At 38.6% G+C, this 14,461-nt stretch carries 11 protein-coding genes, 1 tRNA gene and 3 pseudogenes; all 15 read left to right on the top strand.

The window, feature by feature from the left end:
• Positions 1-22: 22 nt before the first annotated feature.
• The gene (locus tag FLP15_RS11250) at positions 23-583 is read left to right on the top strand and encodes a CvpA family protein (protein ID WP_142767187.1); all 561 of its coding nucleotides are present in this window, start codon (positions 23-25) and stop codon (positions 581-583) included.
• Positions 584-586: 3 nt separating this feature from the next.
• A complete protein-coding gene (locus FLP15_RS11245) occupies positions 587-2,917 on the top strand; it encodes an endonuclease MutS2 (RefSeq protein WP_142767186.1) in 2,331 nt (776 codons plus the stop codon).
• 107 nt (positions 2,918-3,024) lie between these two features.
• Entirely contained in the window at positions 3,025-3,156 is a 132-nt protein-coding gene (locus FLP15_RS13655; RefSeq protein ID WP_280954075.1) for a hypothetical protein, read from the top strand.
• 1,041 nt (positions 3,157-4,197) lie between these two features.
• Entirely contained in the window at positions 4,198-4,512 is a 315-nt protein-coding gene (trxA, locus tag FLP15_RS11240; RefSeq protein ID WP_142767185.1) for a thioredoxin, read from the top strand.
• Between the two features lie 69 nt (positions 4,513-4,581).
• Entirely contained in the window at positions 4,582-4,785 is a 204-nt protein-coding gene (locus FLP15_RS11235) for a DUF2969 family protein (RefSeq protein WP_142767184.1), read from the top strand.
• A gap of 262 nt (positions 4,786-5,047) precedes the next feature.
• Positions 5,048-5,119: transfer RNA gene (locus FLP15_RS11230), tRNA-Gln, on the top strand.
• 92 nt (positions 5,120-5,211) lie between these two features.
• Positions 5,212-5,901 (top strand): type I 3-dehydroquinate dehydratase, encoded by a 690-nt coding sequence (gene aroD / locus FLP15_RS11225; RefSeq protein ID WP_142767183.1) that lies wholly within the window; start codon positions 5,212-5,214, stop codon positions 5,899-5,901.
• An 840-nt stretch (positions 5,902-6,741) separates the two neighbouring features.
• A pseudogene (gene purB, locus FLP15_RS11220) lies at positions 6,742-8,006 on the top strand (adenylosuccinate lyase).
• A 186-nt stretch (positions 8,007-8,192) separates the two neighbouring features.
• A pseudogene (locus FLP15_RS11215) lies at positions 8,193-9,169 on the top strand (LacI family DNA-binding transcriptional regulator).
• Positions 9,170-10,075 (top strand): ribokinase, encoded by a 906-nt coding sequence (gene rbsK / locus FLP15_RS11210; protein WP_142767182.1) that lies wholly within the window; start codon positions 9,170-9,172, stop codon positions 10,073-10,075. It begins immediately after the preceding pseudogene.
• Positions 10,050-10,447 (top strand): annotated as a pseudogene (gene rbsD, locus FLP15_RS11205) (D-ribose pyranase). The gene rbsK and the pseudogene rbsD overlap by 26 nt, the downstream one beginning before the upstream one ends.
• Positions 10,444-11,922, top strand: coding sequence for a sugar ABC transporter ATP-binding protein (locus tag FLP15_RS11200; RefSeq protein WP_142767181.1), 1,479 nt, complete (start codon positions 10,444-10,446; stop codon positions 11,920-11,922). The pseudogene rbsD and the gene FLP15_RS11200 overlap by 4 nt, the downstream one beginning before the upstream one ends.
• Entirely contained in the window at positions 11,923-12,867 is a 945-nt protein-coding gene (locus FLP15_RS11195; RefSeq protein WP_120772078.1) for an ABC transporter permease, read from the top strand.
• A 12-nt stretch (positions 12,868-12,879) separates the two neighbouring features.
• A complete protein-coding gene (locus FLP15_RS11190; RefSeq protein ID WP_142767180.1) occupies positions 12,880-13,854 on the top strand; it encodes a substrate-binding domain-containing protein in 975 nt (324 codons plus the stop codon).
• A 114-nt stretch (positions 13,855-13,968) separates the two neighbouring features.
• Entirely contained in the window at positions 13,969-14,211 is a 243-nt protein-coding gene (locus FLP15_RS13330) for a hypothetical protein (protein ID WP_142767179.1), read from the top strand.
• The last annotated feature ends 250 nt before the right edge of the window (positions 14,212-14,461 follow it).

Genomic DNA, 14,461 nt, shown 5'->3' with positions numbered 1-14,461 from the left:
CTCTAAAAAATAGGAATTTCTCATGTTATTAAATTTGATTATTTTAATTGCACTAATTTGGGCATTTATGATTGGCTACTCACGTGGTCTGATTTTGCAAGCTATTTATAGCTTTGGAACAATTCTTTCAGCGATTATCGCAGCGAATAACTATAAAGGACTTGCCAAGCAGATTAGTATGTGGATTCCTTTTTCAAGCGCTACAGAAAACTCACATCTCTTGCTGTTTAGCAATGACTTGCTTTTTCATCTAGATGAAGCATTTTATGCGGGAGTAGCCTTTCTGATGATTTTTGTAGTGGTTTATGTCATCATCCGACTCATTGGACTTTTCCTACGCTTCACTATGAAACCACTAGGAAAAAACGGTAAGATTATTGCAGGAGTATTAGGCCTTTTGGCAACCTATTTTGGGTTGCAAATGTTGCTCATTATCCTGAGCTTAGTGCCGCTTGCAACGGTTCAGAGTCATATTGATGCAAGCTTTCTTGCTAGATTCATGGTATTACACACACCAGTAACATCAGGATTACTTCAAAATTTATTTATTGAAAATATTGTCCACATTAATCCACTTAGTTAAAAAATGAATAAAAAAATCTTAAAAATATTAGAATATGATAAAGTCAAATCACAATTTGTGAATGATTTGACAACTGCTCAAGGGAAAAAAGAACTGACAGAACTTCTCCCACTTACTGACCAAAATAAAATTCAGCTTCTTTTTGATGAACTTTCTGATTTCCGTATTCTCACGCAAGAAAACGGACTTTTAAATCTGTCAAAAACAACAGATTTGACAGAAATTCTTAGACGATTAGAGCTTGATGGAGAACTTAACGGCAAGGAATTTGTCGAAATAAAAAAATTGGTTCAGCTTGGTGTCAATATTGTAAGATATTTTGATGCAGCTGAGAATGTAGAAATACCAACCCTACAACTCACTTTGGATAAAGTCGTTGATTTGTCAATACTGACAAAAAAACTAGAAATCTTTGATAATGCTGGGAGCCTTTACGATAATGCATCATCAGATTTACTCCGTATTCGAGATGCCATCAAGCGCTATCAGTCTGATATCCGCAAAATTATGCAAGAAATGCTGACAAAGAATTTGTCAGTACTGACAGAAAATGTCATCACTATCCGTAATGATCGTCAGGTGCTTCCTGTCAAAGCAGAAAATAAAAACAAAATTCCAGGTGTTATTCATGATATGTCAGCGAGCGGGCAAACACTTTATATCGAGCCAAATGCTGTAGTAGCACTAAATAACAACCTCAATCAAAAACGCATTGAAGAAAAAAATGAAATTTCACGTCTCTATCGAGAATTGTCGAAAGAAGTTAAGCCTTATACTACAGCAATTCGTCAAAATGCTTGGTTAATCGGTCATATTGACCTCATTCGTGCAAAGTATCTTTATCTGACAAAACATAAAGCAACCATTCCAACACTTACGGAAGAGAAAGATATTACGCTTTTTGAAGCACGCCATCCTTTGATTGATTCTAGTACTGTTGTAGCAAATGATATAAAATTCTCCGCAGATTTGAACACAATTGTGATTACAGGACCGAATACAGGTGGTAAAACAATTACACTCAAGACTGTGGGGCTGCTTTCTGCGTTAGCACAGTCTGGTTTGCCGATTTTAGCAGGTGAAGGAAGTCGTATTCATCTTTTTGATGAAATCTTTGCAGATATTGGAGATGAACAATCTATTGAGCAAAGTTTATCAACATTTTCTAGTCACATGACAAATATTGTTCACATTCTTGAAAAAGCAGACGACAACAGTCTAGTATTATTTGATGAACTTGGTGCTGGTACTGACCCGAAAGAAGGAGCAGCGCTTGCGATTGCCATCTTAGAACAACTTCGTCGTGCAGAAATCAAAACGATAGCAAGTACACATTATCCTGAGCTGAAAGCCTATGGTGTGGAAACGGATAGTGTCATCAATGCTAGTATGGAGTTTGATATTGACAAGATGCAGCCTACTTATCATCTTCAACTTGGTGTTCCAGGGCGGTCAAATGCGTTAGAAATATCAAGACGATTGGGACTTTCTTCCGAAATTATCAAAGAAGCAAGTAGTCAGATTTCAGATGAAGAACATGATGTGAATCACATGATTCAAAGCCTCGAAGAAAAAACGCGAGAAGTCATTGAAAGTGCCAATCATATTAAAAAAGTGGAACGTGAAAATATTGCGCTTCATAGAGATTTAACGCGGGTCTACAATCAAATTAATCGTGAGCGTGAGATGGAGCTTGAAAAAGCTCATAAAGAAGCTCAGGAGCTTGTGAAAAAGGCAAGTCATGAAGCTCAAGAGATTCTCAAAAACCTTAATGATAAAGCAACCCTCAAACCTCATGAAATCATTGCAGCAAGAGCGGATCTTGAAGCACTTGCTCCAACGATTGATTTTAGTCAAAACAAGGTGCTCAAAAAAGCTAAAGCCAAACGCGGTCTCAAACAAGGGGCTGAGGTCAATGTCATGAGTTTCGGACAAAGAGGAAAGCTCATTCGTCTTGAAAAAGATGGACGTTGGACTGTTCAAATGGGTTCAATTACAACAAAACTTGCAGAAAGCCAATTTGAAGTGATTGAAACAGAAGAACAAAAGCAAGCAAAAACTAAAAATATCACCAAAAAAGTAACGAGTAAAGTCAAAGCGCAGCTTGACCTACGTGGGTTGAGGTATGAAGAAGCAGAGCTTGAGTTGGATAGCTACATTGACCAAGCACTGCTTGCAAACTTGATTCAGATTACGATTGTTCACGGAATTGGTACAGGGGTAATCAGAGAAATGGTACAGAAAAAACTTCAGAAAAATCGTCATATTAAATCATACGAATATGCGCCGATTAACGCTGGTGGGTCAGGGGCAACAATTGCAATATTGAAGTGAATATTGCATTGTAAAATAATAAGCACTTATTTTCAGAGAAAATTTTGCTCACTATATTTTATCAAAGTAAATGCGTGCTATCTCCGCTTCGCTGCGCTGTCCACACCATGGGTACCCATGCTCGCTACGGTGCTGAAGTACTGAGTAGCAATGGTTCTCGCTATGCGACTAAAGCTGCAAGTCGAGCCGCAATTTTGGAGGTGGAGCATCCAAGATTCTCTGCTGGCACATCTTTTTGAATGAAATTACTCCATTTCATTCAATTTCTCTAACTTTCTGGACAAAATGATAGAAGTAATTTTTAGGAGAATAGGTTATAAGCATATTATTTTGCCAATTGTCTGAATTTTGATATAATAATATTAAAGAAAGATAAAGGTAATTTATCTTTTGAAGGAACTAGATTTTCAAGGAAAGTGAACGTGAAAGCTAGTCAATAAGTTAACACAAGGGATGATGTCGGGGCGACATTGGTGTTAGCTGTATTGTTTCCACTTCTACCTCGAATTTGGAGAATGGTTCGTTGGTGGACTATATCAGCATGGTGTTGCTCTGGGTATGATATTGCAGGCAATTCCAATTCATTGAGGGTTGTATAACGAATAAGCTATATAGGAGAGTGGTTAGCGAACAAGCGTGAACCTATTCCAAAGGTAAATCGAGTAAGATTTGCCCAACCTTAGCTCCTCTCTCTTCAATATTGCAGAGAAGAGATGGGTGTATCGTCTACAGAGAAGTGTCGAAAGGATGTATTTAAGTGTAGATGGTAGAAAATCTAGAACCATGTGCCTGCCTTTATAAAGGCAGGTTTTTCAGTGTAAAAAAGTCAGTTTCCTTGAAATATGAGCTAAAATACACTAGAATAGATGTATTGGGATAAGTTGACATTATACTTGGAATTCAGATTTTATGCCAGTTCTACTTTAAAATCCGGTAGATGTACCGCAGATGCCCATTCGTTCTGTATTGCTGAAATGATTGGTAACGGTAATCTTTTGTCCTCTATCTCTAGGTCACTAAAGTGACAAGAATAGAGGCAACGCCAAAACGGACAGAGAAGTAGTGTTAGTGTGAAATGGACGTAGACCGTTCGGAGAACGGCGCACGAAGTAACGTGTCATGGAGTTGCGTAGCAAAGTCAATCCATCGTAATGGGGTTAGCTGTAGTTTCTCATGCGTAGATTCTGAGGTGCCATACACCCAAAAATTTCCAAATAAATTGAGGGAAGAATTAGAACTTGAAATAATTCTTTCATACACTGAGTATTACAGGAGAAAAAATGGAATACAATATTACAGATGCAACATTTGAAGAAGAAACAAAAGAAGGACTTGTTTTAATTGACTTTTGGGCGACTTGGTGTGGTCCATGTCGTATGCAAGCGCCAATTTTGGAACAACTTTCTGAAGAACTTGATGAATCAGAACTCAAAATTTGCAAGATGGATGTTGATGAAAATCCAGCAACAGCCCAAGGATTTGGTATCATGTCTATCCCAACTTTGATGTTCAAAAAAGATGGTGAAGAAGTGAAACGTATCGTTGGTGTGCAAAGTAAAGCACAACTTAAATCGGTAATCGCTGAATTATCATAAGTAGAGTGAGGCGAGTGAAAGCTCGCTTTTTCTATTGTGATTTTTCATATTTTATAGTAAAATAATTCTATGTCAAAGAAAAAAGATACAGAACTTGGAGTTATTGATACGGCGACTGGTGCCGTAGTTAATCTTGGTAAGAAAACCATTGCTGAAATTAAAGAAGAGTTTGGGACATTTGTGGTGATAATGTCAGGTAAGGAAATTGCCGTTGTTCGAACATTTGAAGATGCTCTTGAGGAAGCAATTAAGGCTTATAATTTATCAATCTAAGCAGGAAAGTTATTAATTTCATGCTTTTTTTTCGATTTTTTCAACAAAAACGAAAATGTTGTAGCTTGAATTTTGACTTGATTTTTGATAGAATAATTTTTGTTGTAAAACGGTGATTCATTTGGTGCAGTTTGATTTCATGACGTAAAAGTAGATACCATGTCAATTGTCACTAGTCGTTTCCTCTATCGCTTTGTCTCTATATAATGAGTGCCTTTGGTATAATATCTTTGAGGGGATTAAAGGGAAATGAGTATAAATATTGGGTATAGCCAAGCGGTAAGGCAAGGGACTTTGACTCCCTCATGCGTTGGTTCGAATCCAGCTACCCCAGTTCTTGAAGGAAACATTGGTTTCCTTTTTTTGTTTTTACTAAAATATGCTAGAATAGAACCAAGAGAATAATGATAAAGGAAGGAGAGAATCATGAGAAAGACTAAAATTGTAGTTCCCTTAATAATAGAAAATGTTTCAGACTTTGAGGCTATTTCTGTAAGTGATTATGTCTCTGCTGATGTTGTTGAATGGCGAGCAGATTTTTTATCAGTTGATGATATTCTAATATTAGCACCCAAAGTCTTTGAGAAGTTTAAGAATAATAAGATTTTATTTACAATAAGAACAACATCAGAAGGTGGAAATTTAAAAATTTCTGATAAAAAGTACATTCAGATTTTAGAAGAAATACTGAATTTTGACCCTGACTACATTGATATTGAGTATTTTAGTCATGGACGGGCATTGTCAGCACTGACAGATTTTCGTCAGAAGATTGTCTTGTCTTATCATAACTTTGATGAGATACCTACCGATTTGACCACGCGACTGATTAAGATGCATGGTGAGGAAACAGCATTCGTGAAAGCCGCAGTTATGCCAGAACATGAATGTGATGTTCTAGATTTATTACAGATTACACGAGATTTGACATTAGAGTATGGTGAGAATTTTATCACAATGGCTATGGGAGATTTGGGCAGAATTTCGAGAATTTCTGGATATTTGACGGGCTCATGCTGGACTTTTGCAAGTCTTGAAAAGGCGAGTGCACCTGGACAGATAAGACTTGCTGAAGCTGAAAAAATATTAAATCTTTTGGAAGAAAATCTTTTCTAACTTAGCAAGTATGTGCTATCTCCGCTCCGCTGGGCTACGCTTTCGATCTAGTGCCCTGGGATATTAGGGATAGGAGATTTCGTATCTTTGAAGTGATCACTTCAACTGAGTAGGAAACTACTCTTTTTTTGTGTTTCAAACTACAATTAATTTTCAATGGTTTCACATTGTTCGGATTTTACAAACAATTTTTTAGTTCTGTCAGTGCTGACAGAAAGACGGAGCTGTTTTGTCAGTGAAAAATGATATAATTAATATTGAAATGATATAAAATCCTGTTGGATTTTGAAACTATATTAGGACAGTTAATAAGTAAGTTCATTTTATCAAAGCAGCGCTATCTCCGCTTTGCTACGATGTCCATCCTCGCTACGGTGCTGAAGCGCCTAGTCGGAATGACAATCCTTGAATTTTGTCCGACTGCCCTAGGGCGTTAGTGCTTTGCGACTCGACTTGTGGCTTTAGCCACTTAGCGAGAACCATTGCGACTCGGTGCTTCAGCACCGTAGCGAGCATGGATACCCGTGGTGTGGACTGCGCAGCGAAGCGGAGGTGTGACCTCATATCAAAGATGTGAGGTTGTACCCTAAATTCAGAGGAGAGTCGAAGCTCCCACTGAATAAGTCTTGACTTCAATTAGTAGTGCTACAATTAGTATGATTCTTGCTCTTGCAGGTTTTACCTGTGTGCGAACATTGATAGTATGGAGCTGGTGCATTTTTGGCAACAAAACAGGTGTGGGTGGTGTAAATTATTGTGTTTTTTACAATGGTTTGGCTACAGTATAAAAAGATAAATTAGGAGCGAAAAGTGGTTATTAGTCGTTATTCACGTCCAGAAATGGCGAATATTTGGTCAGAAGAAAACAAGTATAAAGCATGGCTTGAGGTTGAAATCCTTGCGGATGAAGCTTGGGCAGAACTAGGTGAAATTCCTCATGAAGATGTTAAGAAAATTCGAGAAAATGCGACTTTTAATATTGAGCGTATTCTTGAAATTGAGCAAGAAACTCGTCATGATGTGGTTGCTTTTACGCGCGCGGTTTCTGAAAGCCTTGGAGAAGAACGTAAATGGGTTCATTATGGTCTAACTTCAACTGACGTTGTGGATACGGCTTACGGCTATCTTTATAAACAGGCGAATGATATTCTTCGCCGTGATTTAGCGAATTTTGCTGAGATTGTGAAGGACAAAGCTTTAGAGCATAAATACACTGTCATGATGGGACGGACACATGGTGTTCACGCAGAGCCAACAACTTTTGGGCTTAAGCTTGCGACTTGGTACAGCGAAATGAAGCGCAATATTGAGCGATTTGAGCACGCTGCCGCAGGAGTTGAAGCAGGTAAAATTTCAGGTGCGGTAGGAACTTTTGCGAATATTCCTCCTTTTGTTGAAGCTTATGTTTGTGAAAAATTGGGGACGCGTCCACAAGAGATTTCGACTCAAGTCTTGCCTCGGGATTTGCACGCTGAGTATTTTCAGACTTTGGCTCTGATTTCGACTTCTATTGAGCGGATGGCGACTGAGATTCGCGGTCTGCAAAAATCTGAACAGCGTGAAGTTGAAGAATTTTTTGCCAAAGGGCAAAAAGGTTCATCAGCGATGCCTCACAAACGTAATCCGATTGGTTCTGAAAATATGACAGGACTTGCGCGCGTGATTCGTGGTCATGCTTTGACTGCGCTTGAAAATGTAAGCCTCTGGCACGAACGTGATATTAGCCATTCATCAGCGGAGCGGATTATTGCGCCAGATACAACGGAGTTGCTTGATTATCAGCTCAATCGTTTTGGAAATATTGTGAAGAATTTGACTGTTTTCCCTGAAAATATGAAACGCAATATGGATGCAACTTTTGGCTTAATTTATAGTCAGCACGTGATGTTGCTCCTGATTGAAAAGGGATGACACGCGAAACTGCTTATGACCTCGTGCAACCACTGACTGCTAAAGCTTGGGATGAACAAATCATGTTCCGTCCATTAGTTGAAGAAAATTCACAAGTTCGTGAATTTTTAACAGATGAAGATATTGATGCTGCTTTTGATTACAATTATCATCTTAAACGTGTGGATGAAATTTTTGACCGTGTTTTTGATTAATAATAACCTGTCAGTATACTGACAGGTTTTTTGTCATTAAAATATAACATAAAAAAGATTGACAAATTAAATGAAAACGCGTACAATTAAAATCATAAATATGAGAACGTTCCCATAAACATGGAACAGCAAATTTGAACGTTAGAAGTTTGAAAATTTGTAATCTAATTATATCTTGGGGAGCTCATGGTTACGATAAAACAAGTTGCGAAAGAAGCTGGTGTGTCAAAATCCACGGTGTCGCGTTATATCGCACAAAATGGTTATATCAGCAATGAAGCACAGAAAAAAGTTGAGCAGGCAATTAAGAAATTAAATTTTATTCCTAATCTTTCAGCTCAATCCTTGAAAACTAAGAAAAATCAGTTGGTGGGATTACTTTTACCTGATATTTCTAATCCTTTTTTTCCAATGCTGGCAAAGGGTGTGGAGGAATTTTTAAAGGATAAAGGTTATCGAGTGATGTTGGGAAACATTGGTGAGGATAATCAACTGGAGCAGGATTATCTCAAAGTATTGATTCAGAGTAATGCGGCTGGGGTGATTACAACACATGATTTTAAAGAAGAGTTTCCTGAATTAGATATCCCAGCCGTTATTGTTGACCGTGTAGGACATAAGAGTGACTTTGGAGTTTTCTCGGATAATGAGTCAGGGGAGAAATTGCTGCAAAAGTTGTGGTTGATGCTGGAAGCAAAAAAGTCGCCGTAGTAAGTGGCCCAGTCACCGCGGCTAATATCAATAATCGTTTCAAAGCAAGTGTGTCTTACCTGAAAAAAGCCAAAGTAGAGTTCCAGAAATTTTATAGTAAGAGCTATGATTTTGATACCATTCAAGAAGAAGCAAAAGAAGTTTTTGCTTTGGAGAATGATTTTGATGGAATCATTGCTCCTTCTGATATTCATGCTATGGCATATATGCATGAAATTCATCGCTTGGGCAAAAAAATTCCAGAGGAGATTCAGATTATTGGCTATGATGATATACAGATGAGTCAGTTTATCTATCCTGCTTTATCCACGATTCATCAATCGGCTTATGAAATGGGGCTTGAAGCAGCACAATTGATTTATAAAATGGCAAATGATTTGCCAATAGAAAAAAAGAGAATTGAACTTCCTGTTCATTATGTTGAAAGAGATACGATAAGAAAGAGGAAATAAATGGGTAAAATAACAGTAGTTGGAAGTATTGCTATGGATTTGGTAACGCGCACTCTGCGTATTCCTGAAGCTGGTGAAACAGTTTTTGGTCAAGAGTTTTCGATGGTTCCAGGAGGGAAAGGAGCTAATCAGGCAATTGCAATGGCAAGGTTGACACCTCACGAGGTTGATATGATTGGAGCAATAGGTACTGACGCATTTGGTCAGAGTATTTCAGAAAATTTTGAGAAAAATGCTGTTCTTTTTAAGAATGTGGGAACGATACCACAAATGACAGGAATTGCTCAAATTACACTTTTTGACGAGGATAACCGCATCATCATCATTCCCGGTGCCAATGATTCTGTCAGTACTGACAGTCTAAAAGAAAGCTGGGAAATAATCAAAAATAGTGAATTAGTTGTCTTACAAAACGAAATTCCACACGCGACCAATCTTGCTATCGCTAAATTTTGTAGAGAAAATGGCGTAAAAGTACTCTACAATCCAGCACCTGCTCGTCCAACAGACCTTGAAATGATTGATTTTGTGGACTACATCACACCAAACGAGCATGAATGTAAAGCGCTTTTCCCTGATGACAGTCTTTCGTCAGTGCTGACAAAATATCCCAACAAGCTGATTGTGACTTTGGGTGTGGCTGGTGTGACTTTCCATGACGGACAAGAAATCCAACTCATTCCAGCCATAAAGGCGAAAGTTGTTGATACAACTGGTGCTGGTGATACTTTCAATGGAGCCTTTGGATTTGCACTGACAGAAAATTTGTCAGTAACTGACAGTGTTAAATTTGCTGTCATTGCTTCGCATCTGTCCGTCCAAAAGTTTGGTGCCCAAGGTGGTATGCCAACATTAAAAGTGATAAAGGAACATAAAAATTATGAAAAAGAATGGAATATTAAATAGCGAACTTGCCAAAATCGTTGATGATTTGGGACATACGGATCAAGTTTGTATTGGAGATTTGGGTCTGCCTGTGCCAAAGAGTATCAAAAAAATTGACCTTGCGCTCAAGCACGGAACCCCAGTTTTCAGGAAGTTTTAGATATTTATCTAGAAAATGTACTGGTTGAAAAAGTATTTTTAGCCGAGGAAATCAAAGAAAATAATCCTGATCAGCTGGCTAGCATTACTGACAAACTTTCGTCAGAAGTTGAAATTATTTTTGTCAGTCATGAAGAACTTAAATCCATGAATACCAATGTAAAAGCAGTGGTCAGAACAGGCGAAGATACACCGTATTCAAACATTATTTTACAATCGGGGGTGACACTTTGAAAATCGAGATGAGTAATATTTCCAAGTCATTTGGCACAAACAAAGTATTGGAAGCCATTGATTTGACGATTAATTCGGCAGAAGTTCATGCACTGATGGGGGAAAATGGTGCAGGAAAATCTACTTTGATGAACATTTTAACAGGACTTTTTCCTGCAAGTGGTGGCAATATTACGATTGATGGACAGTCAAAACTATTCACTAATCCGCAAGAAGCCGAGCAGTTTGGCATCAGCTTCATTCATCAAGAAATGAACACATGGAAAGACATGACAGTTTTAGAAAATCTGTTTTTAGGACGTGAAATAAAAGGAAAGTTTGGACTTTTAGACAATAAAACCATGCGTAAAAAAGCGAGTTCTGCTTTTGAGCAACTGGGTGTAAGTATTGATTTAGATGCAGAAATCGGTGGCTTATCCGTTGGACAGCAACAAATGGTTGAAATCGCCAAAAGCTTTCTATCAGACTTGAAAATATTAATCATGGACGAACCCACAGCCGCACTGACAGAACGTGAAACAGAACGTTTATTTTCTGTCATTGATGGATTGAAACAAAGAGGAGTTGGAATTGTTTATATTTCGCACCGTATGGAAGAAATATTCAAAATCACAGACTGTGTCACTGTCATGCGTGATGGATTCGTCATTGACACTAAAAAAACGGTAGAAACCAATGTTGACGAACTTGTTCGCAAGATGGTCGGACGTGAAATTACAGACTATTATCCAGAGAAAACAGCAGAAATTCGCGAACTTGTCTTTGAAGCAGAACATCTCTCAGGCGAAAAATTCACAGATATTTCTTTTTCAGTAAAATCAGGTGAAATCTTAGGTTTCGCAGGACTGATGGGTGCTGGACGCACTGAAGTCATGCGTGCAATCTTTGGTATTGACCCTCTAAAATCAGGCATAATCAGAGTTAATGGTAAAAAATTGAAAATCAAAACTCCAGCTCAAGCGATTCAATCAGGCATTGGATTTTTAACAGAAGACCGAAAGGAAGAAGGGTTAGTTCTAGATTTTAGCATTAAAGACAATATCACTTTGCCAAGCACCAAAGATTTTGTTCATCGAGGTCTATTTGATGACAAAACAGCTACAACTTTCGTAAAAACGCTCTCTGAACGACTCAAAGTAAAAGCAACAGATGAGGAACAGTCAGTCGCTAGTCTCTCAGGTGGAAATCAACAAAAAGTTGTCCTCGCTAAATGGATTGGAATTGCACCAAAAGTACTCATCTTAGATGAGCCAACACGTGGTGTTGATGTCGGTGCCAAAAGAGAAATTTACCAACTAATGAATGAACTAGCCGAACGTGGTGTGCCAATTATTATGGTATCAAGTGATTTACCTGAAGTCCTTGGAGTTTCTGACCGTATCGTCGTCATGCACGAGGGCAAAATATCAGGTATTTTAACTAAAGAAGAAGCGACGCAAGAAAAAATCATGCAGTTTGCCACAGGAGGAAAATAAGTGAAAGCCTTATCGAAAAAATTCAGTTCTTTAACCACCCTACTTGCCCTGGTTATCTTGATGATTGTCATCACCATTATCAATCCAAATTTTTTGACAACAAATAATCTGTTAAACTTGCTCTTGCAAGTTACTGCCAATGGTTTTATTGCTTTTGGGATGACCTTTGTCATCTTAACTTCAGGCATCGACCTTTCAGTCGGAGCTATTTTAGCACTTTCAAGTGCAGTTTCAGCAGGATTTATCGCTCAAGGAATGCCGATTCCGTTGGCAGTACTTTGTGCAATATTAATTGGTGCATTTCTCGGAGCTGTCAACGGTGCCTTGGTTGCCTACGGAAAATTAGCACCATTCATCGTAACTTTAGCGACTCAGATGGTTTATCGTGGAGCAACACTCGTTTTTACTAATGGGAACCCGATTACTAAACACTTGGATAGCTATTTCCTTGCTTATATCGGTCAAGGCTATCTTCTTGGTATTCCATTTCCAGTCATTCTAATGATTCTTGTTTTCATCATTCTCTGGATTGTCCTACATAAGACAGCCTTTGGTAAGTCAGTTTATGCTCTTGGTGGAAATGAAAAAGCTGCTTATATCTCAGGAGTTAAACTTAATAAAGTTAAAATTGCTATCTATACTTTATCTGGTGCGATGTCAGCAATTTCTGGACTGATTATTACCTCACGTCTATCTTCTGCGACACCACAAGCAGGATCAGGCTATGAAATGTATGCAATCGCGGCTGTTGTCCTTGGTGGAACATCATTGATGGGTGGTAAAGGACGGATGTTTGGCACAATGATTGGTGTTTTAATCATCGGTGTACTAAATAATGGACTAAATATCATCGGTGTTTCAGCATTCTGGCAACAAGTAATTCAAGGAATTGTTATCCTGATTGCTGTTTTGATTGATGTGATTCGTAGCAAAAGGAGCAAATAGGAGAATTTAAAGATGAATTTGATGAAGAAAATAACCTTAGCTGTACTAGCAACCTTTGCAGTATCAACTTTAGCAGCTTGTAGCCTTTATACCGGAATTCCTGGTCGAGATGGTGGGCAAGAAACGAGTCAAGTGACTCATAAAAAACCAGATGAGTTGAAAATCGGTGTTTCGATTTCTACGACTAATAATCCCTACTTTGTTTCGATGGACAATGCTATTCAGGCAATGGCAAAGAAGAATAATACAAAAATCACAGTGTCAGATGCGCAAAATGATTCAGCAACACAGTTGAATGATATTCAAAACTTTATTAGTCAAAATGTAGATGCGATTTTGATTAATCCTGTGGATTCTGACGCTATTGTACCAGCAATCAATGCAGCGAACAATGCTCATATTCCTGTTATTGCAATGGACCGTGGTTCCAATGGTGGAACTGTATTGGCAACGGTTGCTTCAGACAATGTTGCAGCTGGTAAGATGGCAGCTGAGGCAGTGAAAGATCTTGTTGGTGCTCATGCTAAAGTGCTAGAACTTTCTGGCACACCAGGAGCTTCATCAACCATTGACCGTGGAAAAGGTTTCAACGATGAAGCAAAATTACTTGGATTGACTATACTTTCAAGCCAATCTGCAAACTTTGATCGTACAACAGCGTTGAATACAACACAAAATATGCTTCAATCTCATAAAGATGTTCAAGCCATCTTTGCACAGAACGATGAAATGGCACTTGGTGCGGCAAAAGCTGTGCAAGCGACAGGACAAAAAATCGCAATTTTTGGGATTGATGGCGAATCTGAAACTCACGATGCAATCAAGGCGGGAACAGTGACAGGAACAGTAGCTCAAGCTCCAGCGAAAATAGGAGAAATGGCACTACAAGCTGCGTATGATTACTATCAAGGAAAAGAAGTGTCTAAAACCATTAATTCACCAATCTATCTTGTTACAAAAGATAATGTAGGTGAGCATAACTGGTGAGAGCTAAAACTTCATTTGAAATGAGTTTCCATAGCTAATCCATTGTCAAAACCAACAAAGGATTGACAGTGCTTCGCAACTTCTAGTGAAAAAAGGTGCTATGGCACGCACTCTGTGCATCGTTCTTCAGAGCGCTCTTTTACTCCGCTGTCCGCTAAAGCGACTGATAAAAAGGCGTTGCCACTCGCCATTTGTCTTGTCACTTCAGCAAATTGTGAGTTGAACTTGCCACTTTATAGGATAGCCGTTGGCGCTAAAGCAGCAACGGATATGCTAGTTGTTTCACCTAGTGGGTTGCCACTGCGACTAGGTGCTTTGACTTTTGCTCTTGCTGCTTTAGCAGCTAGCTTCGCATGACCATAGGACATTTGTCCGTTTGCTTAGGGGCTAAAGCCCAAGAGCAAAAGGCATTGGCTGTAAGGCACTAAAGTACCGATGAACATTTGTCCTCTATCTCTAGGTCACTAAAGTGACAAGAATAGAGGCAACGTCAAATGGCAATCAAACGGACAGCGGAGCAAAGTGGAGATAGAACGAATGGACACCTGTGGTATAAAATTCTGTCGGATTTTAAAGTGGAATTAGTATAAATCTGACTAATAAGATA

Origin of the sequence: Lactococcus protaetiae (assembly GCF_006965445.1) — a bacterium.
In the GTDB taxonomy this organism is placed as follows: domain Bacteria; phylum Bacillota; class Bacilli; order Lactobacillales; family Streptococcaceae; genus Lactococcus; species Lactococcus protaetiae.
Note: the sequence above shows the minus strand (reverse complement) of the source record. Positions and strands in the feature narration are given on the sequence as shown.